Annotated in this window: 23 protein-coding genes; 11 read left to right on the top strand and 12 right to left on the bottom strand. The window is 67.6% G+C overall.

Going from position 1 to position 26,356, the window contains the following annotated elements; all coding sequences use genetic code 11:
* Nucleotides 1-5: 5 nt before the first annotated feature.
* The 3 genes from ACWKWX_RS08765 to ACWKWX_RS08755 all read left to right on the top strand — a co-directional run bounded on the left by ACWKWX_RS08765 (nucleotide 6) and on the right by ACWKWX_RS08755 (nucleotide 2,772).
* A complete protein-coding gene (locus ACWKWX_RS08765) occupies nucleotides 6-695 on the top strand; it encodes an RraA family protein (protein ID WP_473006058.1) in 690 nt (229 codons plus the stop codon).
* Between the two features lie 82 nt (nucleotides 696-777).
* The gene (locus tag ACWKWX_RS08760) at nucleotides 778-2,067 is read left to right on the top strand and encodes a CitMHS family transporter (protein WP_416423459.1); all 1,290 of its coding nucleotides are present in this window, start codon (nucleotides 778-780) and stop codon (nucleotides 2,065-2,067) included.
* A 9-nt stretch (nucleotides 2,068-2,076) separates the two neighbouring features.
* Complete coding sequence (locus ACWKWX_RS08755) at nucleotides 2,077-2,772, top strand: TerC family protein (protein WP_483827525.1); 696 nt, start codon at nucleotides 2,077-2,079, stop codon at nucleotides 2,770-2,772.
* A gap of 67 nt (nucleotides 2,773-2,839) precedes the next feature.
* Here the strand turns inward: ACWKWX_RS08755 and ACWKWX_RS08750 are convergent, their stop codons facing one another.
* Nucleotides 2,840-4,258 (bottom strand): YncE family protein, encoded by a 1,419-nt coding sequence (locus ACWKWX_RS08750; RefSeq protein ID WP_483827524.1) that lies wholly within the window; start codon nucleotides 4,256-4,258, stop codon nucleotides 2,840-2,842.
* Nucleotides 4,259-4,372: 114 nt separating this feature from the next.
* Nucleotides 4,373-6,631: a TonB-dependent siderophore receptor gene (locus ACWKWX_RS08745; protein ID WP_483827523.1), complete on the bottom strand. Its 2,259-nt coding sequence runs from the start codon at nucleotides 6,629-6,631 to the stop codon at nucleotides 4,373-4,375.
* A gap of 185 nt (nucleotides 6,632-6,816) precedes the next feature.
* Here ACWKWX_RS08745 and ACWKWX_RS08740 point away from each other — a divergent pair, with 185 nt between their 5' ends.
* Both ACWKWX_RS08740 and ACWKWX_RS08735 read left to right on the top strand, forming a co-directional pair.
* Nucleotides 6,817-7,530 carry a response regulator transcription factor gene (locus tag ACWKWX_RS08740; RefSeq protein WP_483827522.1) on the top strand — a complete coding sequence of 238 codons (714 nt, stop codon included), beginning with the start codon at nucleotides 6,817-6,819 and terminating at the stop codon, nucleotides 7,528-7,530.
* Entirely contained in the window at nucleotides 7,527-8,870 is a 1,344-nt protein-coding gene (locus ACWKWX_RS08735; protein ID WP_483827521.1) for a HAMP domain-containing sensor histidine kinase, read from the top strand. The genes ACWKWX_RS08740 and ACWKWX_RS08735 overlap by 4 nt, the downstream gene beginning before the upstream one ends.
* Before the next feature lie 118 nt (nucleotides 8,871-8,988).
* Here the strand turns inward: ACWKWX_RS08735 and ACWKWX_RS08730 are convergent, their stop codons facing one another.
* From ACWKWX_RS08730 to ACWKWX_RS08700, 7 genes are all read right to left on the bottom strand, one after another.
* Nucleotides 8,989-10,158: a fumarylacetoacetate hydrolase family protein gene (locus ACWKWX_RS08730; RefSeq protein ID WP_483827520.1), complete on the bottom strand. Its 1,170-nt coding sequence runs from the start codon at nucleotides 10,156-10,158 to the stop codon at nucleotides 8,989-8,991.
* Nucleotides 10,159-10,174: 16 nt separating this feature from the next.
* A complete protein-coding gene (locus ACWKWX_RS08725; RefSeq protein WP_473006064.1) occupies nucleotides 10,175-11,959 on the bottom strand; it encodes an IlvD/Edd family dehydratase in 1,785 nt (594 codons plus the stop codon).
* Between the two features lie 16 nt (nucleotides 11,960-11,975).
* On the bottom strand, nucleotides 11,976-12,860 hold the full coding sequence (locus tag ACWKWX_RS08720) for an NAD(P)-dependent oxidoreductase (RefSeq protein ID WP_483827519.1): 885 nt from the start codon (nucleotides 12,858-12,860) through the stop codon (nucleotides 11,976-11,978).
* Nucleotides 12,857-14,215 (bottom strand): MFS transporter, encoded by a 1,359-nt coding sequence (locus tag ACWKWX_RS08715; protein ID WP_483827518.1) that lies wholly within the window; start codon nucleotides 14,213-14,215, stop codon nucleotides 12,857-12,859. Before ACWKWX_RS08715 ends, ACWKWX_RS08720 begins: the two co-directional genes overlap by 4 nt.
* A 53-nt stretch (nucleotides 14,216-14,268) precedes the next feature.
* Nucleotides 14,269-15,243 carry a D-erythronate dehydrogenase gene (gene denD / locus ACWKWX_RS08710; RefSeq protein WP_483827517.1) on the bottom strand — a complete coding sequence of 325 codons (975 nt, stop codon included), beginning with the start codon at nucleotides 15,241-15,243 and terminating at the stop codon, nucleotides 14,269-14,271.
* 109 nt (nucleotides 15,244-15,352) lie between these two features.
* Nucleotides 15,353-16,201: an ureidoglycolate lyase gene (locus ACWKWX_RS08705; protein WP_483827516.1), complete on the bottom strand. Its 849-nt coding sequence runs from the start codon at nucleotides 16,199-16,201 to the stop codon at nucleotides 15,353-15,355.
* Nucleotides 16,202-16,224: 23 nt separating this feature from the next.
* Nucleotides 16,225-16,965, bottom strand: coding sequence for an SDR family oxidoreductase (locus ACWKWX_RS08700; RefSeq protein WP_483827515.1), 741 nt, complete (start codon nucleotides 16,963-16,965; stop codon nucleotides 16,225-16,227).
* Nucleotides 16,966-17,063: 98 nt separating this feature from the next.
* Here ACWKWX_RS08700 and ACWKWX_RS08695 point away from each other — a divergent pair, with 98 nt between their 5' ends.
* A complete protein-coding gene (locus ACWKWX_RS08695; RefSeq protein WP_416423472.1) occupies nucleotides 17,064-17,996 on the top strand; it encodes a LysR family transcriptional regulator in 933 nt (310 codons plus the stop codon).
* Nucleotides 17,997-18,079: 83 nt separating this feature from the next.
* Here the strand turns inward: ACWKWX_RS08695 and ACWKWX_RS08690 are convergent, their stop codons facing one another.
* From ACWKWX_RS08690 to ACWKWX_RS08680, 3 genes are all read right to left on the bottom strand, one after another.
* Entirely contained in the window at nucleotides 18,080-18,349 is a 270-nt protein-coding gene (locus tag ACWKWX_RS08690) for a hypothetical protein (RefSeq protein WP_483827514.1), read from the bottom strand.
* Nucleotides 18,350-18,661: 312 nt separating this feature from the next.
* Nucleotides 18,662-19,972 (bottom strand): sensor histidine kinase, encoded by a 1,311-nt coding sequence (locus tag ACWKWX_RS08685; RefSeq protein ID WP_483827513.1) that lies wholly within the window; start codon nucleotides 19,970-19,972, stop codon nucleotides 18,662-18,664.
* Entirely contained in the window at nucleotides 19,969-20,712 is a 744-nt protein-coding gene (locus ACWKWX_RS08680; RefSeq protein WP_416423474.1) for a response regulator, read from the bottom strand. The genes ACWKWX_RS08685 and ACWKWX_RS08680 overlap by 4 nt, the downstream gene beginning before the upstream one ends.
* A 187-nt stretch (nucleotides 20,713-20,899) precedes the next feature.
* On the opposite strand from ACWKWX_RS08680, the gene ACWKWX_RS08675 reads away from it, so the two are divergent.
* From ACWKWX_RS08675 to ACWKWX_RS08655, 5 genes are all read left to right on the top strand, one after another.
* The gene (locus ACWKWX_RS08675; RefSeq protein WP_483827512.1) at nucleotides 20,900-21,931 is read left to right on the top strand and encodes an alpha/beta fold hydrolase; all 1,032 of its coding nucleotides are present in this window, start codon (nucleotides 20,900-20,902) and stop codon (nucleotides 21,929-21,931) included.
* Between the two features lie 36 nt (nucleotides 21,932-21,967).
* Nucleotides 21,968-22,429 (top strand): cytochrome P460 family protein, encoded by a 462-nt coding sequence (locus ACWKWX_RS08670; protein ID WP_483827563.1) that lies wholly within the window; start codon nucleotides 21,968-21,970, stop codon nucleotides 22,427-22,429.
* Nucleotides 22,430-22,515: 86 nt separating this feature from the next.
* Entirely contained in the window at nucleotides 22,516-23,280 is a 765-nt protein-coding gene (locus ACWKWX_RS08665) for an alpha/beta fold hydrolase (RefSeq protein WP_483827511.1), read from the top strand.
* 94 nt (nucleotides 23,281-23,374) lie between these two features.
* Nucleotides 23,375-24,811, top strand: coding sequence for an L-lactate permease (locus ACWKWX_RS08660; RefSeq protein WP_483827510.1), 1,437 nt, complete (start codon nucleotides 23,375-23,377; stop codon nucleotides 24,809-24,811).
* Between the two features lie 16 nt (nucleotides 24,812-24,827).
* The gene (locus ACWKWX_RS08655; protein WP_483827509.1) at nucleotides 24,828-26,306 is read left to right on the top strand and encodes an aminotransferase-like domain-containing protein; all 1,479 of its coding nucleotides are present in this window, start codon (nucleotides 24,828-24,830) and stop codon (nucleotides 26,304-26,306) included.
* The last annotated feature ends 50 nt before the right edge of the window (nucleotides 26,307-26,356 follow it).

The following is a 26,356-nucleotide window of genomic DNA, read 5'->3' as shown; positions in this document are numbered from 1 at the left end:
CTGCCATGACCGCTCAACAATGGCCTGCGGGCTACCGCATCAACCCACGCGTCGCCAGCCTGCCGGCAGACCTGGTGCACGCCTTCCGCGAGATTCCCGTAGCGGTGGCCGGCGACTGCATGGGCCGCAGCATCGGCGCCCGCGGCCTGCGCGCCTACCACGGCGACCTGTCGCTGAAGCTCTGCGGCCCGGCCTTCACCGTGCGCGTGCGCCCCGGTGACAACCTGATGGTGCACAAGGCGCTGATGATGGTGCAGGCCGGCGACGTGCTGGTCATCGACGGCGGCGGCGACGTCAGCCAGGCGGTCATCGGCGGCCTGGTGCGCACCACCGCGCTGCGGGTGAAGCTGGGCGGCATCGTCATCGACGGCGCCGTGCGCGACCTGGAAGAACTGGCCGAGGGCATCGTCCCGGTGTTCGCTGCCGGCCACACCCACCGCGGCCCGAGCAAGGACGGCCCGGGCGAGATCAACGTGCCCATCGCCTGCGCCGGCCTGTGCGTGCTGCCCGGCGACCTGGTGCTGGGCGACGCCGACGGCGTCATCGCCATCCCTGCCCAGGACGCTGCGGCGCTGCTGCCCAGGACCCTGGCGCACCTGGACCGCGAGGCGGGCATCCGCGAGACCAACCGCGCTGGCACTGCCGACCCGGAGCGCTTCGATTCATTGCTGCGCAGCAAGGGCCTGCCCGTCTGACTGGCTAGAATGTCGGCATCATCGGTTGCGGTGATGCCGCTCGCGGCACCCCCTGTACAACTATAAAAAACAGGAAAACGCCATGCTCATGATGCTCAGTTTTATCATGTTGGCCTGCTTCATCTTCTTGCTGATGAGCAAGAAACTCTCGGCGTTGACCGCGCTGATCCTGATCCCCACGGTGTTCGCGCTGATCGGCGGCTTCCACGCCGACGTCGGTAAATTTATCCTCGACGGCGTGCGCATGGTTGCGCCCAACGGCGTGATGATGGTGTTCGCCATGCTGTTCTTCCTGACCATGACCGAGGCGGGCATGTTCGACCCGCTGGTGACGCGCATCGTCAACGCGGTGCGCGGTGACCCGGTGAAAATCTTCGTCGGCACCGTAGCGCTGGCGTTCATCGTCGCCCTGGACGGTGACGGCGCCACCATCTATATGATCGTGCTGTCGGCGTTCCTGCCCATCTACAAACGCCTGGGCCTGTCGCTGCCCATGGTGTGCTGCCTGCTGCTGCAAGTGGCGGGGCTGGGCAACATGGTGCCCTGGGGCGGGCCGACCGCACGGGCGGCCACGGCGTTGCACGTGGACGTGGGCGAGATGTTCGTGCCCATGCTGCCGGGCCTGCTGGCCTGCATGCTGTGGACCTTCGCCCTGGCCTGGCTGTTCGGCCGCCGCGAGCGCGCGCGCCTGGGCGGTGCCATTGACCTCAACGGTCATTTTGCCGACCACAAGGAGCACCGTGGCGACAGCGGCTGGCGCTTTGTCTTCAACTGGTGCCTGACGGTGCTGCTGATCCTGGCGCTGTGCCTGGAACTGCTGCCGCTGAGCTACCTGTTCATGATTGCCGCGTGCCTGGCGCTGGTGGTCAACTTCCCGCGGCTCAAGGATCAGCAGGCGCAGCTGGAGCTGCATGCGCCGCCGATCCTGGCGGTGTCCAGCCTGATCTTCGCCGCCGGCGTGTTCACCGGCGTGCTGACCGGCACCGGCATGGCCGACTCGGTGGCCCAGGGCCTGCTGAAGGTGATACCGGAAGCGTTCGGGCCGTTCATGGCGGTGATCACCGCGCTGGTGAGCATTCCGGTGACCTGGCTGGTGTCCAACGACGTGTTCTATTTCGGCATCATGCCCATCCTCGCGCAGACCGCCCAGGCCCATGGCATCAGCGCCATCGAGATGGCCCGCGCCTCGCTGATCGGCCAGCCGGTGCACATCCTCAGCCCGTTGGTGGCGTCCACCTACCTTGTGGTCAGCATGCTCAAGCTCGACTACGCCGAGAGCCAGCGCTACACCCTGCGCTGGTCGCTGGTGAGCTGCCTGATCCTGCTGGCGGTGTCGCTGCTGACCGGCATCTTCCCGCTGTTCGTTCATTGAGGTGCCCCCGTGAACTGGATAACCGACCCTTTCCTGTGGACTGCCCTGGCGCAGATCATCGCCATCGACCTGCTGCTGGGCGGCGACAACGCCGTGGTCATCGCCATGGCCTGCCGGCGCCTGCCCAAGGCGCTGCAGCGCAAGGCCATCTACGGCGGCATGGCCGGGGCCATTGGCGTGCGGGTGGTGATGCTGGGCTTCGCCATGCAGCTGCTGGCGGTGCCGTGGTTGAAGCTGGTGGGGGCGCTGTTGCTGTTGTGGATCGGCATCAAGCTGGCCGCCAACCGTGAAGATGACGCCGAGGAAATCGATGGCGGCACGCGCCTGTGGGGCGCCATCAAGGCCATCATCGTCGCCGACGTAGTGATGTCCCTGGACAACGTGCTGGCGGTGGCCGGGGCAGGGCAGGGCAATGTCTACCTGGTGGCGGCGGGGGTGCTGGTCAGCATTCCCATCATCGTCCTGGGCAGCCGCTTCGTGCTGGCGGCGATGCAGCGCTGGCCGTGGCTGGTGCAGGCGGGCGCGGGGTTGATCGGCTGGATCGCGGGCGGCATGGCGGGGGACAGCGCGCAGTTGGTGCCGGGGTTGGTCGAAGTGACGTGGCTGCATTGGCCGGCGAGTGCGGCGGGGGCGATTTTGGTGGTGGCAGTGGGCGCATGGTTGGGCAGCCATCAGCCGGCTGTTCAGGCTTCGCGTCGCCTGTGACGCGGCCTTGCGGCCGCTGCTACAGGTCAACCCGTAGCAGCGGCCGCAAGGCCGCGTCAGGGGGCTATCAGCGCACCTGGGTGATGCGCGTGATGCGGTCGCCATCCTTGTCATCCGGCCCCTTGGACTTGTTCACCGCAAACACGTTGCCCTGTCCGTCAGTGGCCACGTGGTTGGGGAAGGTGCCGTCGTCCAGGTTGGCCACCAGCTTGCCGTCCGGGTCGACCACGGTGACGGTGCCGGCGCCGCGGTTGCTGACGTAGGCCAGGCGCTTGACCGGGTCGAAGGTGACGTTCAGCGGGCCGGCGCCGGTCGGCACCAGGTGCAGGGTCTTGCCGCTGGCGACGTCGACGATGGCCAGGTTGTCGCTGTTCTGCGCGGCCACGAACAGGCGGTTGGTCTTGGCGTCGTATGCTACGCCCATGGCCATTTTCACGCCTTCGATGGGGAACACTTTTTCCACGTTGCCGGTCTTGGCGTCGATCACCGCCGCTTCGTTGGTGCTCAGGCTCACGGTGTAGAGTTTGTGGTTCTGGGCGTCCAGGTGCAGGCTGGCGACGGTGAACGGCGCGGCGCGCTCGCCGCGCTGGTTGGACTTGATCTCGATGGTGCGTTCGATGGTCTGCTTGCCGGCGTCGAACATGACGATGGTCGAGGTGCCGGTGGCGCCGGCGAAGGCCTTGTCCAGGCCGGCGTCCACCACCACGTCACGGGCGTGGGCGACGGTGTCGGGGGCGAACTGCTTGACCAGGCCCAGGTCGGACTGGCGGTACACGGCCACGCTGTTCTGGCGAGTGTTGGTGACCCAGACGTTGCCGTTGCGGTCGTCGACGCCCACGCCGTATACGGCATAGACGTTCCCCGGCTCGCGGCCCGGGGCGGCGGCCGGGGTGACGCGGGCTTCGACGGCCAGGGTGTTGGGGTTGAGCTTGAGCAGCTGCGATTCCTTCACCGGCGGGCGGCCCACGGCGGCGGTCACGAACACTGCGCCGCTCTTGGCGCTGACCGCCGACTGGTACAGGCCCGGCACCAGCTTGGTGCTGGTCTGCTTGAAGCGCTCGGTGCCCGACAGCGGCACCACCGGCGAAATCTTCAGCGGCAGCACGGCGGCGGCCGCCGGGTTGCTGACGGTGACCACGATTGGCTGCTGGCCCACGGCGGCGTCGGCCGGCACTTTCAGTTCGCCCTTGAAGCCGCCCTGGGCGTCAGCCACGTAGGCTTCGGCGTTGAGCACGGTGGTGCCGCGGGTCAGGGTGATGTGCTGGCCCGGCTTGAAGCCGCGGCCCATCAGGTGCACGTCGCTGCCGGCGGTGATGGCGCCGCCTTCGGCCGGCATGGCCATGATCTGGCCCTGGTAGTCCGGGTCCGGGGTGTCGAACGCCGACTGCGCCATGGCGGCCTGCATGCCCAGGCTCATCAGGCCGATCAGCGAGGCCAGCTTGCACAGTTGGCTGGCGGGGGACAGCGCGCGATTGCGAGGTTTCATCGAAGACTCCATGTTTAAAGGGGGCATGCCCCGCGGTGGTCCGCGGGGCAGCGATCATATCAATAAGCAATGATTCGCATTCTGATTTTTACACTTTGGTACATTTGTAAAGCATCAGAACGAAGTGGCCACGCTGGCGTACACCGCCTGGCCGTGCTGGTTGTAGGTGGCCGCGCCGGCGCTGTTGGAGTTGCCTTCGCGGTACAGCTTCTTGTCGAAGAGGTTGTTCACGCCGGCGCCCAGGCGCACGTTCTTGGTCACCTGGTAGCCGACGTTGAGGTTCACCAGGCTGTAGGCGCCCACCTCTTCGGTGTTCACGCCGGCGGCGTCGACCTTGGTGGTGCCCACGGTGGGTGGCTTCTGGCGGCCGAAGCTGGTGATGCTCAGCTGGGTGGAAAGCTTGTCGTTCACCTGCCAGTCCAGCATCGAGTTGACCGTGTACTTGGGAATCATCGACAGCACGTTGCCGGTGTCCAGGTCCTTGTTTTCCTGCATGTAGGTGCCGTTGGTGGTCCAGGTCAGGTTGTCGGCCAGCGGTACCGTCAGGTTGGCTTCCAGGCCCTGGGTCACGGCCTTCCTGGCGTTTTCCCACTTGAGGATCATGTTGCCGCCCGAGGAGTAGCCCAGCACGTCGGTGCCGGCCACTACCTTGTTGTGGTAGTCGTTGCGGAAGAAGGTCAGGCCCGCCACCCAGCCGTCGCGCTTGAACTGCAGGCCGATTTCCTTGTTGACGCTGGTCTCGGCCTTGAGGTCGTCGTTGCCCTGGATATAGCAGCTGCCGGTGCTGCCGATGGGGCAGCCGTTGCCCGAACTCAGCAGCAGGTAATTAGGGTCGAGTTGGTACAGGTTGGGCGCCTTGAACGCCCGGGCGATACCGGCCTTCAGGGTGAAGTCCTGGTTGAGCTTCTGCGACATGTTCAGGCTGGGCGACCAGTTCACGCCGAAGTTGGTGTGGTCGTCCATGCGCACGCCGGGGGTCAGGGTGGCGCCTTCCCAGGGCTCGATGTTGTCCTCGGCGAACAGCGAGCCGATGTTGGCGGCCGCCTTGCTGCTGCGCGTACCGGACGCCAAGCCGGCGATGCTATCGGCGGCGGTGCTGCCGTTGTAGTAGCTGCCCGAGGACAGCGCCTGGCTGGTGGAGGCCGGGTCATCGAGTTCCTGGCGGTTGAACTCGCCGCCCAGGGTCAGCACCTGGGGCAGGCGGGTGGCCAGCGGCAGGTTGAATTCGCCGTGGGCCAGGTAGCTTTTCAGGTCGCTGGTGGAGAAGTCGGTGGAGTCGATGGTGCCTTCCACGCCACCGGTCAGGCCCTCGTCCAGGCGGCGGTTGCGGGTGTGCTCGTACTGCAGGAAGAACTTGCTGGTGCCGAAGTCCCAGTCGCCGTTGTGGGTGATGGCGAAGTTGTTCCGGTACATCACATTGGTTTCGCGGCCTACCCACGGCGCGGCGCTGGCGGCCTTCTTGCTGGTCAGGCTCTGGTTGTACTGGTTGTCACCGGCGTAAATGTTGCCCTGGCGGCTGTAGCTGGCGTCGAAGTCGAGGCTCTGGCGGTCGTCCAGTTTCCAGCTCAGGCGGCCATTGATGTCCTTGTTGCGCACGCCCTCGGCACCCGACGCGGCGGCTTCGCCGGCGGCTTCGTGGCCCACGTTGATGTCGCTGCTGTCGCGGTCGGTCTTGCTCAGGTTGCCGTACACCCGGTAGGTCAGGTTGTCGGTCAGCGGGCCGCTGAGGCCGAAGGTGGCGCGCTTGGTGGCGCCCTCGTCCTTGTCCTTGGGCATGTCGGTGTAGACGCTGAAGTTGCCGTGGGTTTCTTGGGTGGGCTGCTTGGTGATGATGTTCACCACGCCGCCCGCCGCGCCGTTGCCGTAGCGGGCGGCGGCGGGGCCGCGCAGCACTTCGATGCGCTGCACTTCATCGGCTGGCACCCAGTTGGTGTCGCCGCGGGTGTCACGGTCGCCGGTGCGGCCGTAGCGCACCGAGTTGCGCGACTCCACCGGCAGGCCGTCGATCAGGATCAGGGTGTTCTCCGGGCCCATGCCGCGAATGTCGATCTGGCGGTTGTTGCCGCGCACGCCGCTCGCGCTGTTACCGGTGAGGTTGACGCCGGGCATCTTGCGGATGATGTCGGACAGGTCGTTCACCGGCGGGGCTTTCTGGATATCGTCGGCGGTGATCACGGACACGCCCGGCGCCTGCTTGAGTTCTTTCTCGGCGGTGACCAGGGTGTTGTCCAGGGTGATGGCAGCGTCTTCGGCCAGCAGCGCGGGTGAGACGGAGGCCGCCAGGATGGCCAGCGTGAGACGACTGAGTGAGGCATGAAAAAGCACGACGATAACTCCCCTTGAGTGATTGAGGCCCCAGCCGCGGCAGTCCATGTCGCAGGGCGGGGCAGTCGTCCAGACGGGGGGCGATGATAGGGTGTCGTAATTGAGAGTAAATCGTATTTACAAAATTTACCCCCAGCGCCGGTTTGTAAATTTCGTAAAGGTGGTTTGGCTATATTTGATAACAATTATAATTTGCATCCGAGTTGCCCCGTAGTCCGCCGAGAGCTTGCCCCGTGATTGCCAGTACCTGCCCACCTGTTGCCGCGCCGCGAATCCTCGCCGTGGAAGACGACCTGTTGCTTGCCGCCCACCTGGGCCAGCACCTGCGCAAGCGCGGCTTCGAGGTGACCGTGTGCAACGACGTCGCCGGCAGCGACGACCTGCACGACTGGCGCGGCTACGACCTGATCCTCATGGACATCATGCTGCCCAGCCGCGACGGCCTGAGCCTGCTGGGCCAGCTGCGGCGGCAGAACCGCGTGCCGGTGATTCTGATGTCGGCCCTGGGCGCCGAGCAGGACCGCATCGTCGGCTTCAGCCAGGGCGCCGACGACTATCTGCCCAAGCCGTTCAGCATGGGTGAGATGGACGTGCGCATCGACGCCGTGCTGCGCCGCGTGGCCTACGAGCGCACGCCGCCGGTGTGCCACGCGAGCGGGGCACTGCGCCGCTGCGACGACGGCAGCCAGGACCTGGTGCTGGGCCACGCCCGCGCCGGGCTGACGCCGGTGGAGTTCCGGCTGATGGAAACCCTGCTGGCCAACCCCGAGGAAGTGCTGAGCAAGACCTTCCTCTACCAGCGCGTGCTGCACCGCCCCTATTCGCTGCAGGACCGGGTGCTGGACCTGCACGTCAGCCACGTGCGCCGCAAGCTGGCGGCCATCGGCTTCGAGGGCCGGGTGGAGACGGTGTGGGGCAAGGGCTACGTGCTGAGGAGCCAGCCATGAAGCTGCCGGGGCGTCACTCGTTGTTCTGGAGCCTGAGCGGGCTGCTGCTGGTGCTGATCCTTTTGATCATCTGCGTCAGCCGTTCCTGGGGCATGCATTTCGAGCGCGAGGGCTATCGCCTGTCGCCCGCCGCGCAGCACACCTTGCAGGGCTACGCCGCCGAAGCCGAGGCGGTGTGGCGCAACGGCGGCCCGGCGGAGATCGACCGCTGGCTGCTGCAGTTCAACGCCCGCGAGCCGGGCTGGGCAGTGCTGCTGGGCCCCGACCTGCAACCCCTGGGCGAGCGCCGCCTGAGCGGCGTGGAGCGCCACCGCCTGGGCTTCGCCCGCGAGCTGGACTGGGCCATGAGCGACCGCGCCCGCGAGCGGCCGATCATCAAGATCGCCTTTCCGGTAGACCCTGGCAGCGGCCAACTGGTGATGCGCCTGCCCGAGCGTTTCGTGCCCACCACCTCGGTGGGCTGGCAGGTGGTGGCCCACTGGCTGGTGCCCGGCGCCCTGGCGCTGCTGCTGGGCGCCTTGCTCTACCGGCTGCTGATCGGCCCGCTGGCGCACCTGCATGCCTACGCCAATGCCCTGCGCGAAGGCCAGCTGGGCGCGCGGCTGGACCCGGCCATCAGCCGCCGTGGCGACGAGCTGGGCGACCTGGGCCGCGCCTTTCATCACATGGCCGACCGCCTGCAACGCACCGTGGCGCTGCAACGGCGGCTGCTGCGCGACATGTCCCACGAGCTGCGCACGCCCCTGAGCCGCCTGCAGGTGGCGGTGGAAAGCGACGCCGACGCCGAGGCCCTGCGCCAGCGCCTGGCGCGTGAGGTGCAGGGCATGCGCCAGCTGGTGGACGATACCCTGGAGCTGGTGTGGCTGGACACCGAACGCCCGCAGCTGGCGCTGGACGCCGTGGACGTCGGTACCTTGTGGGAGATGCTGCGCGAGGACGCCTGCTTCGAGTCCGGCTGGCAGCCCGAGCAGCTGCCCAACACCCTGGGCGACGCCTGCTGGGTGCGTTGCCACCTCAACGGCCTGGCCCAGGCCCTGGAAAACATCCTGCGCAACGCCATCCGCCATTCCCCCAGCCACGGCCAGGTGCGCCTGGGCGGCCGGCGCGAGGCGGACCACTGGCACTTGTGGATCGATGACCAGGGCCCGGGCGTGGCGGAAGGTGCATTGGAGGGCATCTTCGAGCCTTTCACCCGCCTCAGCGCCAGCCGCCCGGGGGGCGACGGTTTTGGCCTGGGCCTGACCATCGCCCGCTGCCGGGTGCAGTTGCAGGGCGGGGAGTTGTGGGCGCAGAACCTTAACCCGGGGTTGCGGTTGAACCTGCGGTTGCCGGTGGCGTGATGGACCGTGTGGGCCCTGGACGCGATGTTGTGGGAGCTGGCTTGCCAGCGAGCTGTTGAGGCCCTGAAAACTCGCTGGCAAGCCAGCTCCCACAAAGACAGTCGCAGCCAGGGGCGGGCTACAAATACCCGCGGCGGGAGAGGTTGCGCATCAGCGCCGCCACGCCGAAGGTCCACGGCGGCGCCTGGTCGCTGCCGGTGACGTGGTTGTGCAACCCGCCCAGGGCCGGGCTGTGGATGCTGACACGGTCGCCGGCCTTGTGGGTGAAGCCCTGGCCGGGCTGGTCGCGGTCTTCGGTGGGGGCGAACAGCGTGCCCAGGAACAGCACGAAACCGTCGGGGTACTGGTGGTTGGCGTTCAGCGCCTGGCCGGCCAGGTCTTCGGGGTCGCGGCTGATCTGCGCCATGGAACTGCGGCCCTGCAGCACATAACCGTCTTCGCCCTCCACACGCAAACCCACCTCGCAGCCGCGCACCTCGTCCAGGCTGAAATGCTCGTCGAACAGCCGAATGAACGGCCCCAGCGCGCACGAGGCATTGTTGTCCTTGGCCTTGCTCAGCAGCAAGGCGCTGCGGCCCTCGAAGTCGCGCAGGTTGACGTCATTGCCCAGGGTGGCGCCATGAATGCGCCCGTGGCTGTCCACCGCCAGCACTACTTCAGGCTCGGGGTTGTTCCAGTGCGAGCCGGGGTGCACGCCAATGGCGCTGCCGCTGCCCACCGCGGCCAGCACCGGCGCCTTGGTGAAAATCTCGGCGTCGGGGCCGATGCCCACCTCTAGGTATTGCGACCACATGTGCTGTTCGATCAGCACCTGCTTGAGCTGCATGGCCTGGGGCGAGCCGGGCTGCAGGTCGCGCAGGTTGTCGCCGATCACCTCGTGCACCAGCGCGCGAATGCGCTCGGCCTGGCGCGCGTCGCCGGCGGCCTTTTCCTCGATCACCCGCTCGATCATGCTGGCCGCGAAGGTCACCCCGGCGGCCTTGATCACCTGCAGGTCGATGGGCGCCAGCAGGGAAGGGCGGCGGTCGTCGCGCTGTTCGCCGCTGTTGCCCAGCAGCGCCTCGACGCTGCCCAGGTCGGTGCCGCTGGCGCCGCGCACGGCGGCCAGCGGGTCGTGGCGGTTGAGCAGTTCGCTCACCGTGGCGAAGCTGGCGGTGCAGTCCAGCACACGGCCGTCGCGAATCACCACCACGGCGGGGCCGGCGATGGTGCCGGGGCACCAGGCGCGGCCGATCAGCGTGGCGCGTTGCCAGTCGTGGGGCAGGGAATTTTCAATGGTCAGTGACATAAGGCCGTCCTTGCACTCAGTGAGAATGGCGCGGCGCGCCGTTTTCCGGAATCACCCGCCAGTACAGCGTGGCCGGCTCCAGGCAACCGCCGGTGGACAATTGCCCCACCAGTTGCCGGTACAGCTCCTGCCACGGCGTCTGCGAGGCCGGGATGGCCGGCAGGGCCTCCTGGCGCCGCAGGTCCAGGGTAGCGTCGTCCACCAGCAGGTTGACGCTGCGGCTGTTGAGGTCGATGCGCAGCGTGTCGCCGGTGCGCAGCAGCGCCAGGCCGCCGCCCACCGCTGCTTCCGGGGACATGTTGAGAATCGACGGGCTGGCCGAGGTACCGCTCTGGCGGCCATCGCCCAGGCACGGCAGCGAGTCGATGCCGCGCTTGATCAGCTCGGCCGGCGGCGCCATGTTCACCACCTCGGCGCTGCCGGGGTAGCCCACGGTGCCGCAGCCGCGAATCACCAGGATGCAGCGCTCGTCCACTTCCAGCGCCGGGTCGTTGATGCGCGCCTGGTAGTCCTCCGGGCCGTCGAAGACGATGGCGCGGGCGTCGAAGCAGTTGGGCTGCTGCGGGTCGCTCAAATAGGTGCTGCGGAACGCCTCGCCGACCACCGACATCTTCATGATGGCGCTGTCGAAGAAGTTGCCGCTGAGCACGATGAAGCCGGCGCGGTGCTTGAGCGGTTCTTCGTAGCTGCGGATCACCTGGCGGTCGACGGTCTGCGCCGCCGCGACGATCTCGCCCATGCTGCGGCCGCTGACGCTACGACAGTCGCGGTGCAGGCGGCCGACCTTGTCCAGTTCGTGCATCACCGCCGGCACGCCACCGGCGCGGTGGAAGCCCTCGCCGAGGAATTCGCCGGCCGGCATGCAGTTCACCAGCAGCGGCACGTCTTCGCCCACCCGCTGCCAGTCGTCCAGGCTCAGGTCGATGCCACTGTGGCGGGCGATGGCGATCAGGTGCGGCGGGCAGTTGGTGGACGCGCCCAGGGCCGAGGCCACGGCGATGGCGTTCTCGAACGCGGCGTGGGTCATGATCTGCGAGGGGCGCACGTCCTCGCGCACCAGGTCGACGATGCGCAGGCCGGTGGCGTAGGCCATCTGCCCGCGCTCGCGGTACGGCGCCGGAATGCTCGCGCAGCCGGGCAGCGACATGCCCAGGGCTTCGGCCAGGGCGTTCATCGATAGCGCCGTGCCCATGGTGTTGCAGTGGCCGATGGAGGGCGAGGCGGCGGTGGTCATCTCCATGAAGCCTTCGTAGTCGATGTCGCCGGCGGCCAGCAGGTTGCGCGCATGCCACAGCACGGTGCCGGAGCCGATCAGCTTGCCCTTGTGCCAGCCGTCGAGCATCGGCCCGCCCGACAGCACAATGGACGGCAGGTCGGTGGTGGCGGCCGCCATCAGGCACGCCGGGGTGGTCTTGTCGCAGCCGGTGGTCAGCACCACGCCGTCCAGCGGGTAGCCGTGCAGCACTTCCACCAGGCCCAGGTAGGCGAGGTTGCGGTCCAGCGCAGCGGTGGGCCGGCGTGACTGCTCGGCGATGGGGTGCACGGGAAACTCCATGGGTATGCCGCCGGCGTCGCGAATGCCGTCCTTGACCCGTTTGGCCAGTTCGATGTGGTGGCGGTTGCAGGGCGTCAGGTCGCTGCCGGTCTGGGCGATGCCGATGATCGGCCGGCCCGACTGCAGCTCGGCGCGGGTCAGGCCCTGGTTCATGTAGCGTTCGGTGTACAGCGCGGTCAGGTCGGCGTGGCTGGGGTCGTCGAACCACAGTTGGCTGCGCAGGCGGCGGGGTGGGGTTTGGCTCATGGCAGGCTCCGGGGCATCAGGCAGGCAATTGGTTGTGGCGGCGCAATTGGCGGATCAGGGCGGCGTGGTCCAGGTCACCGTCGCCGGCGTCCACCAGGGCGCTAAACAGGCCGTCCACCAGGGTCGCCACCGGCAGGCTCAGGCCCAGGCCGTGGGCATGGGCCAGGGCGGTGCGGGTGTCCTTGAGCTGCCATTTGGCCGGGCCGCCGGGGGTAAATTCATCGTCGATCATGCGCTGGCCGTGCTGGCGCCAGATGGGCGAATCAACGAAGCCGCCCATCAGCGCTTCATGCACCTTGGCCGGGTCGGCGCCGCCGCGTTCGGCCAGCAACAGGCCTTCGGCGACGGTGGCGATGGTGCTGGCGACAATCAGCTGGTTCACCAGCTTGGCCAGTTCACCGCTGCCCGCCGGGCCCACCAGCACCGGCCGGCCCATGGCCGCCAGCACCGCCTGGCCCTGTTCGAACGCCTGCGGCGTGCCGCCGGCCATGATCGCCAGGCTGCCCTCGCGGGCGCCGCGCTCGCCGCCCGACACCGGTGCGTCCAGGTACTCAAGGCTCAACTCGGTGCAGCGGCGGGCGTGGTCGGTGGCGGCGTCCACCGGTATCGAACTCATCACCACCACCAGCGCGCCTGGGCGCAGGGCCAGGGCGGCGCCATTGGCGCCGAACAACACGTCGGTGCAGGTCGGCCCGTCGCTGAGCATGCAAATCAGTACATCGGCGCCCTGGGCAGCCGCCGCGGCGCTGTCCAGCACCTGGGCGCCGTCGGCGGCCAGCGCGGCGGCCTTGGCCGGCGAGCGGTTCCAGGCGCGCACGGGGAAGCCGGCGCGCAGCAGGCAGCGCACCATGGGCGCGCCCATGATGCCGGTGCCGATGAAGGCGATTACGGGGTGGCTCATGCCTTGTCTCCAATCAGGGTGGCGTCGGCCGCAGGTGCCGGGCGGCGGGGCATCAGCATCATGCCGATGCCGGCCGCGCCCACCAGGGCGGCGATCACCAGGAAGCCCGGCGTGTAGCTGCCGGTGGTGGTGTAGAGCAGGCCGGTGATGTACGGCCCGGAGAAACCGCTGAGGTTGCCGATGGAGTTGATCAGGCCGATGCCGGCAGCGGCACCCACCCCGGTCAGCACCTGGCCCGGCACGGCCCAGAACACGTTGATGGCGCTGTACACGCCGATGGCCAGCAGCACGAAGCCGATGACGATGATCCACGGTTGGTTGATCAGCAGCGCCAGGGCGATCGACACCGACGCCAGCAACGCGGCGCCGCCGGCGTGCCAGTGGCGCTCTTGCAGGCGGTCGGAACGGCGGCTCCAGAGAATCATCGCCACCGCCGCCAGGGCGTAGGGAATGGCGCTGATCAGGCCGTTCTGCATCAGCCCCAGGTCCAGGCCGAACGAGGCGCGGAACGACTGCAGCACGCTGGGCAGGAAGAAGTTCATGGCGTTGGAGCCCGAGGTGATGCCGAAATACACCAGCGCCAGCAGCCACACCTGGCGGTTGCCCAGGGCCTTGCGAATCATCTGGCCCTTGCTCAGGCCGGCGTCCACCGCCAGCGCCTTGCTGCCTTCTTCGCGCTCCAGGGTGTCCATCAGCCATTGCCGTTGCTGCGGCGTCAGCCAGTGGGCGTCGGCGGGGCGGTCGGTAAGGTAGAAGTAGCAGACCACGCCCAGCAGGATTGCCGGCACGCCTTCGGCGATGTACATCAGCCGCCAGCCGACCACGCCGATGCTGTCGCCCAGCTGCATCAGCCCCACCGACAACGGTGCACCGATCACCTGGGCAATCGGCACGCCGAGGTAGAAGGTGGCGATCATCCGCGCTCGGTAGCGGCTGGGGAACCACAGCGACAGCAGGTAGATCACCCCGGGGAAGAACCCGGCCTCGGCGATGCCCAGCAGCACGCGCAGAGTGATGAAGTGCCCGGCGGTCTGCAGCAGGCCCATGGCGCCGGCGATCAGGCCCCAGGTCACCATGATGCGGGCAATCCACACCCGCGCGCCGAAGCGGTGCAGCATGATGTTGCTGGGCACCTCGAACAGGAAATAGCCGAGGAAGAAGATCCCGGCGCCCAGGCCATAGATGGTCTGGTTGATGCCAATGTCCTGGTTCATTTTCAACGCGGCGAAACCGACATTGGTGCGGTCCAGGAAGGCCACCACGAACAGCAGGATGAGGAAGGGCACCAGGCGTTTGGTGACGCGGCTGATGGTCTGTTTTTCAAGGTCCAGGATGGCTGGATCAGGTGTGTTCATGTCGCGTGGCCTCGCCTTGTTATTGTTGTGGGGGCGTGTGCAAGCGGTGTCGGCTAGCGGGGCGCGGTGTCCTCGATGTGCGCTTGCACGATGGCGTCGAAATCGGCGTCGGCGCTGAAGCCCAGGCCGCTGGCGTAGGGCGCCTCGACCTGGCTGGGCCAGCCTTCGACGATGCGCTGGATGGTGGCGTCGGGTTCCCAGCGAATCAGTTTTACCGCCTCGGGGCCGGCCACGCGCTCCAGCGCCTTGACCATGTCGGCGACGGTGGTGGTCAGGCCGGGCAGGGGGATCACCCGCTGGCTGCCCAGGGTCTCGGGGGCCAGGGTCATGCCCAGCAGCATCGCTTCCACCGCGCGGCGCGGCGACGACAGGTACACCTGGGTGTCGGGGCGCACCGGGCACACGGCGGGCAGGCCCACCAGCGGCTCGCGGATGATGGAACTGAAGAAGGTCGAGGCAGCCTTGTTCGGCTTGCCCGGGCGCACGGCGATGGTCGGCAGGCGCAGCACGCGGCCGTCGATAAAGCCTTTGCGCGCATAGTCGGCCACCAGCAATTCACCCACGGCTTTCTGCATGCCATAGGAGGACTGCGGGGTCAACGCGGTGTCGTCGTTGACCACCGCCGGCAGCGTGCCGCCAAACACCGCGAAGCCGCTGGCGTACACCACGCGCGGCTGGCGGCCTTGCTGGCGCAGGGTCTCGAGCAGGGTCATGAGGCCGTGCAGGTTGACCTGCATGCCCAGGTCGAAATCGGCCTCGGCGGCGCTGCTGACCACGGCTGCCAGGTGCCACACCAGGTCCACGCCGTCGGTGACCCGGGCCAGGGTGGCGGCGTCGCTGACGTCGCCGGTAATCACCTCCACGCGCGGGTCCGTGGGCACGCCTTCGCCCTCGAAGGCGTCGAACAGCACGATGCGTTCGATGGGCTGGGCGGCCTGGCCCTGCAGGGTGACGCTGCCCAGGTCCAGCAGGCGCTGGGCCAGTTGCTTGCCGATGAAACCGGTGCCACCGGTGATCAGAATGCGCATGATGTTTTCCTTGTTCTTATGGTTTCAATGCCCCCGTAGCAGCTGCCGAAGGCTGCGTCCGCCCCACCGCTGTGGCGCAAGGGACGCGGCCTGTGGCCGCTGCTACGGGTTAGTCGGCTTGGGTGGTGCGTTGGCGCTGTTCGCCCAGGCCGGTGATGCCCAGGCGCATTTCCTGGCCAGGGCGCAGGAACACCGGGTTGGGCTTGATGCCCAGGCCCACCCCCGGCGGGGTGCCGGTGGAGATGATGTCCCCCGGCTGCAGCGACATGCAGCGGCTCAAGTAGGCGATCAGCGCTGGGATCTGGAACACCAGCGTGCGCGTATTGCCGTGCTGGTAACGGTGGCCGTCCACTTCCAGCCACAGGTCCAGCTGGTGCGGGTCGGCGATTTCATCGCGGGTCACCAGCCACGGGCCGATGGGGCCGAAGGTGTCGAAGCCCTTGCCCTTGTCCCAGGTGCCGCCACGCTCCAGCTGCCATTCGCGCTCGGAAACGTCGTTGATCACGCAGTAGCCGGCCACGTGGTCCATGGCACTGGCCTCGCTGATGTAGCGCCCGGCCTTGCCGATCACCACGCCCAGCTCCACTTCCCAGTCGGTCTTCGTCGAGCCGCGGGGTATTTCCACGTTGTCGTTGGGCCCGCAGATGGCGCTGGTCCACTTGTTGAAAATCACCGGTTCGCTGGGCACCGCCATGCCCGATTCGGCGGCGTGGTCGGCGTAGTTCAGGCCGATGCAGACGAACTTGCCCACCTGGCCCACGCACGGGCCGATACGCGGGCTGCCCGGCACCGCCGGCAGGCTGCGGGCGTCCAGTTGCGCTAGCTTCGCCAGGCTGGCGGCCTCCAGGGTGGCGCCGCCGATGTCGTGCACGTGGCCGCTGAGGTCGCGCAGTTGGCCCTGGTCGTCCAGCAGGCCGGGTTTTTCCTGGCCCTTGGGGCCGTAACGCAGCAGTTTCATGGTCAGTTCCTGGTCAGGGGGGATTAGTTGCTCATGCCGCCGTCGATGACGTGCACGCCACCGGTGGTGTAGGCGCTGGCGTCGGAGCCGAGGTACACCGCCAGCCGGGCGATTTCCTCGGGGGTGCCCAGGCGGCCCATGGGCTGGCGAGCGACGAAGGCCTGGTACACCTCGGCCTCGCTGCGGCCTTCGGCGCGGGCCTGCTCGGTGATGCGCTGGCGCAGCGATGGCGAGTCGACGGTGCCGGGGCAGATGGCGTTGCAGCGGATGCCCTTGGCCACGTAGTCGGCGGCCACGGACTTGGTCAGGCCGATGACCGCCGCCTTGCTGGCCGAGTAGGCGAAGCGGTTGGGCACCGCCTTCACGCTGCCCGCCACCGAGGCCATGTTGACGATGCTGCCGCTGCCCGTCGCCAGCATGGCCGGCAGCACGCCGCGGATCATGCGGTACATGGCGGTCACGTTGAGGTCGAAGGAACGCTGCCAGGCCTCGTCGTCGCAGGCCAGCAAGTTGCCGCTGTGCACGAAGCCGGCGCAGTTGAACAGCACATCGAGGGTGCCCACCTGGGCGGTCAGCTGCTGCACGGCCTGGGCGTCGGTGACGTCCAGGGCCAGGGCCTGGATGCCGGGCACATCGCGCAGGCTGTCGATGCGCAAATCGGTGGCAATCACCTCAAAGCCGGCCTGCTGAAAGGCCAGCACCGAGGCGCGGCCGATGCCCTGGGCGGCGGCGGTGATGAGAACGCGTTTTCCGGTGACGGTCATGGCGGGTCATCCTGTTGTTATTGTGGGTCAACACTAGAACGCCTTGCCGATAAGCGCCAATGAGATATCCTCAAGGTTCAATAACCGGGGGTTATCGCATGGCGGATGTTTCCTTCAATCAACTGTGCAACTGGCTGCGCTTTCGCCACCTGGTGCTGATCGACACCCTGGCGCGCACGCGCAACATGCACGCCACGGCGGAGCAGATGAGCATCAGCCAGCCGGCCGTGAGCAAGATGCTGCGCGAGGCGGAGAAAATGCTCGGCTTCGACCTGTTCCAGCGCCTGCCGCGCAGCCTGGTGCCCACCGACTTGGGCGTGCACGTGGCGCGCTACGCGCAAATCGCCCTGAACGACGCCCGCCATTTCGTCGGCCAGGTCAACGACCTGCGCGAGGGCGGCCACGGCCTGCTGAAAATCGGCACCATCTTTGCCCCCACGTCCCAGGCCTTGCCCCAGGCCATCGTCGGCATCAAGCAGCGCTGGCCGCTGCTGACCCTGGACGTGCTGGAGGGCACCAGCGCCAACCTGCTGAGCCTGCTGGAGCACAAGCAGCTGGACCTGGTGATCGCCCGTTTCACCCTCGACCGCCACCGCCAGCTCTTCGACTTCCGCGCCCTGGCCCCCGAGCCGCTGTGCCTGGTAGCCGGCAGCCAACACCCGCTGGCCGGCAACAGCGACCTGCCACTGGCCGAGCTGGGCAACTGGCCGTGGATCGTCTACCCCGCCGGCACGCCCATGCGTGCGCGCCTGGAGCGCGCCTTCGCCGAAGCCGGCATGGCCTCGCCGGGCAACACCGTGGAGACCATCTCCATGCAGACCACCCTGCAACTGCTGCAGACCGCGCCCATGCTGGCGATGCTGGCCGAGTCCATGGTCGAGCCGGACATCCGCGCAGGCAGGCTGACGCGCCTGAACCTGCCGTTTCCGCTGGTGCTGGATGATTACGGCGTGATCACCCGCCGCAACGAGGTGCCGGGGTGGGCGGCGCAGGCGTTCGCCGATCAACTGCTGGGCGCCGCAGAACCGTAGCCGCTGCCGCAGGCTGCGCTGGCCTGCGTGAACCCTGAAAATCTCCAGTGAGGCAGGGGGCCAGCGCAGCCTGGCGGCAGCGGCTACGCGAACAGTGTGGGCTGGCGCAGAAAGGCGCCACGCGCCTCAATCACCTCAAGCACCGCGCAACCCTCTTCCAGCAAGAGGTTCACGGTGTTGGCCACGGCTTTCAAATCCTGATCATCGCTGTTGCTCAGGGTCAGGCTGCTGAGGGTTTGCATAAGCTCCTGCGCGGTGCCGATGCGGTGCATGGCCAGGGCGTAGAGGGTGGCGATGGGGGCTTGGGAATCGAGGAATACGGCGGGGGAATGGAGTAGGGGGATGTAGGACATACAAGATAATTCCTTTGGGTTTATGGGGCCGCTGCACAGCTGTCATCGCGCGCCCCAGGCATGAAGTGCCATATGGTGCTTGTGATGAAACGATAACGGCAGGTCGCCAAACCCGGTTGCAAATGTGCTGCAACGGCGGGGAGGTTAGCGATGGCGGGTGTGAGGAGCAATGCGGCGGGGGGTATTTGGGAAATGTCCTACAAAATAGCCCGCCGGCAACCGCTTGTAGCCGCTGCCGCAGGCTGCGCTGGCCTGCGTGAACCCTGAAAATCTCCAGTGAGGCAGGGGGCCAGCGCAGCCTGGCGGCAGCGGCTACGCGGCAGGGTTGGGGCCCAGCTTAACCTCCGCACACAACCCCCCACCCTCACGGTTATACAACCGCAACGTCCCCCCAAGGCTCTCGGCCAACTGCACGGCAATCGCCAACCCTAACCCGGTCCCGCCGGTGTCGCGGTTGCGCGAACTTTCCAGCCGGTAGAACGGCTGCAACACCTGCGCCAACGCCTCTTCGGGAATGCCCGGGCCACGGTCCAGCACGCGCAGGGTGCAGCCGCCCTCCGTCAGCACCTGCACCTGGGCGGCGCCGGCGAATTTCAGGGCGTTGTCGATCAGGTTGGTCAGCAGCCGGCGTAGCGCCTGGGGGCGGGTGTCGAGCAGCAGGTTGCCTGCGGTCGCCAGTTGCACGTCCTTGCCGGTGTCGTGGTAGTCGCCCACCAGGCTTTCCAGGAAGGGCGTGAGTTGCAGGCGGCAGCTGGCTTCGCTGGACGGTTCGGTGCTGCGGGCGTAGGCCACGCCTTCCTTGACCAGGTGCTGGATCTCGCCCAGGTCGCTCCACAGCTTGTCCTTGTCGGGGCTGTCGTCCATGAACTCCACGCGCAGTTTCATGCGGGTGATGGGGGTTTGCAGGTCGTGGGAGATGGCCGCCAGCAGCTGCACGCGCTCTTTGACGTAGGCGGCGATGCGCCCCTGCATGCTGTTGAAGGCGATGGCGGCGTAGGCCACCTCGGTGGGGCCCTGTTCGTCCAGGTGCACGGGGTGCTGCTTGAGGTCGAGGTTGTCCACTGCCTTGGCCAGCCGCGTTAGCGGGCGGATGGCGGTGCGCACCGCCAGCCAGGTGGCAGCCAGCAGCAACGCCAGTTGCCCGGCCAGCGTGACTGGCAGCCACGGCGACACCGGGCTGACCGAGGGGCGTACGTCGATGGTCAGCGGCTGGCCGTCCTTAAGGCGCAGGTGCGCCTGGTAGTGCGGGCGGCTGTCGGGAATGTCGCGAAAGGTCAGGGCGTAGTCGGGGGCCAGCGTCATGCGCATGGACTGCACAGAGGTGGGTTCGCTGCCACTGGCCATGGCCTGGCCGGGGGCGCCTTCGTCCAGCTGGTAACGATAGTTGGGGCGCTCCAGGCGCTTGAGCCAGGCCGGCCGTTCCGCCGCTGGCAGGCGGTCGAGGATGGCCACCGAAGTAGCAACGTCGCGCTCGAAGTTGCCCAGCATCAGGGTCTTGGCGCTGCTGTAGCGCTCGTACGCCTGCAACGCCACGGCCAGGCCCTGGGCCAGCACCAGGCTGGTGAGGAAAATCAGCGACAGGCGCGAGGCGAGGGTGCGCGGCCAGCGCAGCCGGTGTCTCACGGCGCGTCCCCGAGCAGTTGCACCGGGAAGCTGAACACGTAGCCTTCGTTGCGCACGGTCTTGATATAGGCAGGGTCGCGGGCGTCGTCCAGCAGGCGCTGGCGCAGGCGGCTGACCATCAGGTCGATGGAGCGGTCGAACAGGTCGACGTCGCGGCCCTGGGTCAGGTTCAGCAGCTGGTCGCGGCTCAGCACGCGTTGCGGGTGGTCGAGGAACACCCGCAGCATGCGGTACTCGGCGCCGCTCAGGGCCACCACCGAATCATCCGCGGCCAGCAGGTGCCGCGCCGTGGTGTCCAGGCGCCACACGCCGAAGGCCAGCTGCCGCGATTGCTCGCTGACCACCAGGTTGGGCGGCAGCATGCGCGTGCGGCGCAGCACGGCGTTGATGCGTGCCAGCAGTTCCCGGGCTACGAAGGGTTTTACCAGGTAGTCGTCGGCGCCCATTTCCAGGCCGATGATGCGGTCGGTGTCGTCGTCGCGGGCGGTCAGCATCAGTACCGGAATGTAGCGGTGTTTGCCGGCGCGCAGCTCGCGGCACAGCACCAGGCCATCGTCGCCGGGCAGCATGATATCCAGCACGATCAGGTCCACCTGGCCGGCTTCCAGGAAGCTGCGCATGGCCCGCCCATCGGCGGCCAGGGTCACGCGAAAACCGTTCTTTTTCAGGTAGTTGCCCACCAGCTCGCGGATGTCACGATCGTCGTCGACGATCAATACGTGGTCGGCGCGGGAGTCCATGGCGGCGTCCTTGCATCAGGGGAGTGGTGGCCAGTCTAGCAAGCCGGGGAGGGGCTAATGTATCTGTTTGTATCTGGAACGGGACCCGATACATAACCCGGCTTTTGCCGCCCGCAGGCGAAACATGGCGAACACATGTGGCGGGCCAAATAGCGCCATCGAGAACACCACGCCAAGGAGCTCCACCATGTACAAGACTCTGTCCAAACCGTTCGCTGTCTCCGTGCTGGCTGCCGTGCTGCAACTGGGTGCCTGGGCCAACGCCAGCGCCGCCGAAACCGCCGCCAACCAGGTGGCGCCCATCACCGTGGGCAGCCACACCTCGTTTGGCGCGCTGAAGCACGTGAAGGCCGGGCTGCTGGACGTGGCCTACGCCGAAGTGGGGCCGGCCGATGGCCCGGTGGTGATTCTGCTGCACGGCTGGCCGTACGACATTCACAGCTACGCCGACGTGGCGCCGGCGCTGGCCGACAAGGGCTACCGCGTGCTGATCCCCTACGCCCGCGGCTACGGCGACACCCACTTCCTCTCGGCCAAGACCCCGCGCAACGGCGAACCCGCCGCCCTGGCCCAGGACCTGATCGACTTCATGGACGCCCTGCACATCAAGCAGGCGGTGCTGGGCGGTTACGACTGGGGCGCGCGCACCGCCGACATCGTCGCCGCGCTGTGGCCAGAGCGCGTCAAGGCCCTGGTGGCGGTGAGCGGCTACCTGATCGGTGGCCAGGAGGCCGGCAAGGCGCCGCTGCCACCGGCCGCCGAACTGCAGTGGTGGTACCAGTTCTACTTCGCCACCGAGCGCGGCCGCCTGGGCTATGAAAAGAACACCCACGACTTCGCCAAGCTGATCTGGAAGCTGGCCTCGCCGAAGTGGAACTTCGACGACGCCACCTACGACCGCAGCGCCGCCGCCCTGCAAAACCCCGACCACGTGCCGGTGTCGATCTTCAACTACCGCTGGCGCCTGGGGCTGGTGAAGGGCGAGGCACGCTACGCCGCCGTGGAGCAGAAACTCGCCGCCTCGCCGGCCATCAGCGTGCCCACCATCACCCTGGAAGGCGACGCCAACGGCGCCCCGCAGCCACCGGCCGAGGCCTACGCCAAGCGCTACACCGGCAAGTATGACTTCCGCCTGATCAGCGGCGGCATTGGCCACAACCTGCCGCAAGAGGCCCCCCAGGCGTTTGCCCAGGCCATCGTCGACGCCGACCACCTGTAAGCGCACGGAGGCGTCATGACATTCAAGTCACTCGTGATGGGTTGCGCCCTGGTCGCCAGCGGCGCGGCCCTGGCCGCAGGCCCGCTGTCGCCGATCTACGGCGTGGCGCTGCCCGACGGCTACCGCAAGTGGGCGTTGGTAGCCCCGGCCCAAGAGGCCGCGCCGTTGAACGAATTGCGTGCAGTACTGGGCAACGACACCGCCATCAAGGCTTACGAAGCTGGCAGCCAGCCGTTCCCCGACGGCACGGTGCTGGTCAAGCTGGCCTGGAAGCACGTGCAGTCGCCGGAGTTCGAACCGGCGTCCATCCCTGGCGCGGCCACCACGGTGCAGGTGATGGTCAAGGATTCGAAGCGCTACGCCGCCACCGGTGGCTGGGGTTTCGGCCGCTTCATCAACGGCCAGCCGGCGGACGCGGCGCAGCACCAGACCTGTTATGCCTGCCACCAGGCCAAGGTGCAGAACCACGACCTGGTGTTTACCCGATTCGCCCCGTGACCGCCTTGGACTACGGCCAACCCCCGTAGCAGCGGCCAAAGGCCGCGTCCAAGGCACTTATGAATCACTTCAATACGGAGTCACCCATGAAAAAAGTCATCGCAGCACTGGCCTGTTCCGTCTGCCTCTCGGCCTTCGCCGAACCGGCCAAACCCACCATCGTCTTGGTGCATGGCGCCTTCGCCGATGCCTCCAGCTGGAACGGCGTGGTGAAGATCCTCGAACACGACGGCTACCCCGTGGTGGCTGCCGCCAACCCGCTGCGCGGGGTGAAGAGCGACGCGGCCGCCGTGGCCAACCTGGTCAGCAGCATTCACACGCCAGTGGTGCTGGTCGGCCATTCCTACGGCGGCAACGTGATCACCAGCGCCGCCGACCAGCAGGCCAACGTCAAGGCGCTGGTGTACGTCAGCGCCTTCGCCCCCGACGCCGGCGAAAGCGTGGCGCAGCTGGTGGGCCAGTTCCCCGGCAGCACCCTGGGCCCAACCCTGGCGCCACCGGTCAGCCTGGCCGACGGTGGCAAGGACCTGTACATCCAGCAGGGCAAATTCCACGACCAGTTCGCCGCCGACGTGCCTGCCGCCCAGGCCGCGCTGATGGCCGCCACCCAGCGCCCGCTGGCCCAGGGAGCGCTTGACGAGAAGAGCGACGCGGCCGCCTGGAAGCACATCCCGTCGTGGTACATCTACGGCGACCACGACAAGAACATCCCGCCCCAGGCCATGGCGTTCATGGCCAAGCGCGCGGCGGCCAAGGCGGTAGAGGTGGTGAAGGGCGGCTCCCACGTGGTGATGGTCTCGCACCCTGACGCGGTGGCGAAGCTGATCGAGACGGCGGCGGCCGCGGGTTAGGCCTGTATTGGAAAACAGCGTGTATCTGTATCTCTTTCGCCCCAACCGAACCCGGCAAGATCGCTCCCTGACCAACGATCAAGGAGCGCCCCACATGGATTCACTCTTGCTGCAGATGTCGCCCATCGGCCTGGTACTCGCGTTGATTCTGCTGGTCCGCCGGCCCCCGGTGCAGGCGGCATTGGCCGGTGTGGCGGGGGTGTTGCTACTGTGGGGGCTGGGGGTGGCGGCGCCGTTCAGTGCGGCCGTCACGGCGGCCATTGCCCAGGACACCGGCATTCTGTTCCTGAGCACCGCCTGCGTCATCGCGCCAGGCCTGGCGTTTGTGCTGCTGGTGGAGCGCGGTGGTGCACCGCAAGCCATCGGCGCCTGGGTCAAGGAGCTGGGCTGGACGCCACCGGCCCAGGTCATTTTCATTGTGCTGGGGCTGGCGCCGCTTCTGGAGGCCATGACCGGTTTCGGCGTGTCGCTGATTGCCACGGTGCCGTTGTTGATGAGCCTGTTCAGCCGTCAGGCAGGGATGAAAATCGCCCTGGCGGGCATGGTGGTCATGCCGTGGGGCACCCTGGGCCTGGCCACGGTGATTGGTGCGCAACTGGCGCATGTGCCGGTGGGTGAACTGGGCAGCCACTCGGCGCTGGTCAGTGCGCCGGTGTTTCTTGGCCTGGCCGCCGTGGCGCTGTGGCAGGCAGGCATTCGCCAGCTGCTGGCGTGGCTGGGGCTGTTGCTGGTGGCGGCGCTGTTCGTGACGGTGCTGTTCAGCGTCAACCGCTGGCTGGGGCCGGAGGTGGCCGGGGTGCTTGCGGGGCTGGCGGTGGCGGCGGTTGGGCTGGGGCTGGCGGCGGTGCAGCGCAAGCGCCTGGTGCGTTGGCCGCAGGCGGCGTGGCCGTACCTGGCGTTGCTGGCGGTGATCATCGGCTTGCGCGGCCTGTTCCTGCTGTCGGGGTGGGACAACGCCTGGGTGGTCAGGGGCGCGCATGTGGCGTGGAAGCCGCTGGCCTCACCGGGCGTTGCGCTGGTGCTGGTGACGATGTTGATGGCGATGCGGCAGGGCGCTGCCGAAGGGTTCCCGTGGGTGGCGTTGATCAAGCGCGCGAAGTTTCCGCTGGTGACCATATTCTTGTTCCTGCTGCTGTCCCAGGTGATGGTCAACGCCGGCTTCCTGCTGGAAGCACAGCGCTCCCTGCAGTCGCTGTCGGGTGTGGCACTGGCACCCACCGTGGCGCTGCTGGCAGGCCTGGCCGGCTACGTCACCGGCTCCAACGTGGGCGGCAACACCCTGGTCATGCCTTCCATTGCGGCGCTGGGCGTGGCGCACGGGCCATGGCTGGCGGCCATGGTCAACAGCGCCGCCGGGCATGGTGCGTTGGGTTCGCTGTCGATTCTGTCGCTGGTCACCGGGCTTGCGGGCGCCAACCGCGAGGAAGAACATGGGCTGGTGCGGTTCGCCTTCGGCCTGGTGGTGTTCAACGTGATCATCGTTGCTGCAAGCGGCATCGCTTTGCTTTATCTTGCGCCAGGCAATGCTTAGCCACACATGAGCCCCCATGGACAGGATCGAAAAACAGCAAAAGCGCTGGTACATCGTCAAGGACTGGATCGTGCGCCAGATCGACAGCCACGAGTGGCCACCCGGTGCCCGGCTGCCCTCGGTGCGCGAACTGACGCGGCTGTTCGGCACCAGCATCACCACCGTGCAACGGGCGTTGGCCGAGCTTGAGGCCAGCGCCTATGTGCTGGCCACGCCACGGGTAGGCTATTTCGTCGCGGCGCCAGGCACGGCGGCAAGCCCTGCGCCGGACGATTTCTCCAGTGTCACGGTCAACGTCAACCAGGCGGTGGTGGCCATGCTTGCCCAGGCCGCCAACCCCGCGACGCTGTCGCTGAGCTCGGCGGTGCTGCATGACGAACTCACCCCGCAGGTGCTGCTGAACAAGTGCCTGGCGGCCCTGGCCACAAACGCACAGGTTTCCCTGGCGGGGCTGGTGCCGCCGCCGGGCCTGCCGGCGCTGCGCCGGCGCATTGCCGGGTTGATGCTGGCGCGCGGCGTGGCCTGCGGGCCCGACGATATTCTGATCACCTCCGGCGACACCATCGCCCTGGAGCTGGCGCTGGAAGCCGTGGCGCCCAAGGGCGCCACCGTGGCCATCGAGACGCCCACCTACTACGGCATCCTGCAGACCATCGAGCGCCTGGGCATGCGCGCGCTGCCCCTGCGCACGCACCTGGCAACGGGGGTCGATATCGACCACCTGCAAGAGGCGCTGGCGCAGAAGAAACTCGATGTGATTTTCCTCAACCCCACCTTGCAGAACCCCTGCGGTTTCATCATGCCCGAGGCGCACAGGGCACGGCTGTCGGCGTTGGCATACGAGGCGGGCGTGCCGATCATCGAGGACGATATCTTCTTCGACCTGGCCCCCGAACAGGCGCGCCCGCGGGCCGTGAAAAGCTACGACAGCAGCGGGCAGACGATCTACTGCGCGTCCTTTTCCAAGACCGTTGCGCCCGGCTACCGCGTGGGCTGGTGCGTGGCCGGACGCTACCGCGAGGCGATTCTGGCGCAGATGTTCGCGCGCAACCTGGCGGTTTCAAGCCTGGCGCAACACGTGCTCAGCGAGTTCATCGGCCGCGGCTACCTGGCGCCGCACTGCGCGCGGCTGCGCACGCAATTGGCCACCCTGGGCGAGTACGTGGCGGGGGTGGTGTGCACCCGCTTTCCCCCCGGCACGCTGTACCAGCCGCCAGCGGGTGGTTTCATTCACTGGGTGACACTGCCTGCGCACACTGACATGGCGTTGCTGCGCAGGCTGGCCGGGGAGGGCGGCTGCCATGTGGCGGGCAGCGGCATCTTCTTTGCCGATGGGGCCGACGGCACGGCCATTCGCCTGTGCCTGGGGCGCACGCTGTCGCCCCAGGTGGCGCGTTGTTTCGAGGTGCTCGCGCGCTGTGCGTGGCAGGCGGGGGGTGGGCTTCAGCCGCAGGCCGGTTGCGCGGTCTCCCTGCCGACTCTGCGCACACGCTGACGCCGACGATCAGCAGCACCAGCAGGCCGCCTTGTCCGACCCCCGCGTTG

This window comes from Pseudomonas imperatae (assembly GCF_057128625.1).
Note: the sequence above shows the minus strand (reverse complement) of the source record. Positions and strands in the feature narration are given on the sequence as shown.

Bases quoted from the DNA above. Each gene is read 5' to 3' on its own strand.
- ACWKWX_RS08745 (WP_483827523.1), bottom strand. From the start codon at position 6,631: ATGGACTGCCGCGGCTGGGGCCTCAATCACTCAAGGGGAGTTATCGTC.
- ACWKWX_RS08730 (WP_483827520.1), bottom strand. From the start codon at position 10,158: ATGTCACTGACCATTGAAAATTCCCTGCCCCACGACTGGCAACGCGCC.
- ACWKWX_RS08725 (WP_473006064.1), bottom strand. From the start codon at position 11,959: ATGAGCCAAACCCCACCCCGCCGCCTGCGCAGCCAACTGTGGTTCGAC.
- ACWKWX_RS08720 (WP_483827519.1), bottom strand. From the start codon at position 12,860: ATGAGCCACCCCGTAATCGCCTTCATCGGCACCGGCATCATGGGCGCG.
- ACWKWX_RS08705 (WP_483827516.1), bottom strand. From the start codon at position 16,201: ATGAAACTGCTGCGTTACGGCCCCAAGGGCCAGGAAAAACCCGGCCTG.
- ACWKWX_RS08660 (WP_483827510.1), top strand. From the start codon at position 23,375: ATGGATTCACTCTTGCTGCAGATGTCGCCCATCGGCCTGGTACTCGCG.
- ACWKWX_RS08700 (WP_483827515.1), bottom strand. From the start codon at position 16,965: ATGACCGTCACCGGAAAACGCGTTCTCATCACCGCCGCCGCCCAGGGC.
- ACWKWX_RS08760 (WP_416423459.1), top strand. From the start codon at position 778: ATGCTCATGATGCTCAGTTTTATCATGTTGGCCTGCTTCATCTTCTTG.
- ACWKWX_RS08750 (WP_483827524.1), bottom strand. From the start codon at position 4,258: ATGAAACCTCGCAATCGCGCGCTGTCCCCCGCCAGCCAACTGTGCAAG.
- ACWKWX_RS08670 (WP_483827563.1), top strand. From the start codon at position 21,968: ATGGGTTGCGCCCTGGTCGCCAGCGGCGCGGCCCTGGCCGCAGGCCCG.
- ACWKWX_RS08680 (WP_416423474.1), bottom strand. From the start codon at position 20,712: ATGGACTCCCGCGCCGACCACGTATTGATCGTCGACGACGATCGTGAC.
- ACWKWX_RS08695 (WP_416423472.1), top strand. From the start codon at position 17,064: ATGGCGGATGTTTCCTTCAATCAACTGTGCAACTGGCTGCGCTTTCGC.
- denD (WP_483827517.1), bottom strand. From the start codon at position 15,243: ATGCGCATTCTGATCACCGGTGGCACCGGTTTCATCGGCAAGCAACTG.
- ACWKWX_RS08690 (WP_483827514.1), bottom strand. From the start codon at position 18,349: ATGTCCTACATCCCCCTACTCCATTCCCCCGCCGTATTCCTCGATTCC.
- ACWKWX_RS08655 (WP_483827509.1), top strand. From the start codon at position 24,828: ATGGACAGGATCGAAAAACAGCAAAAGCGCTGGTACATCGTCAAGGAC.
- ACWKWX_RS08665 (WP_483827511.1), top strand. From the start codon at position 22,516: ATGAAAAAAGTCATCGCAGCACTGGCCTGTTCCGTCTGCCTCTCGGCC.
- ACWKWX_RS08765 (WP_473006058.1), top strand. From the start codon at position 6: ATGACCGCTCAACAATGGCCTGCGGGCTACCGCATCAACCCACGCGTC.
- ACWKWX_RS08715 (WP_483827518.1), bottom strand. From the start codon at position 14,215: ATGAACACACCTGATCCAGCCATCCTGGACCTTGAAAAACAGACCATC.
- ACWKWX_RS08735 (WP_483827521.1), top strand. From the start codon at position 7,527: ATGAAGCTGCCGGGGCGTCACTCGTTGTTCTGGAGCCTGAGCGGGCTG.
- ACWKWX_RS08675 (WP_483827512.1), top strand. From the start codon at position 20,900: ATGTACAAGACTCTGTCCAAACCGTTCGCTGTCTCCGTGCTGGCTGCC.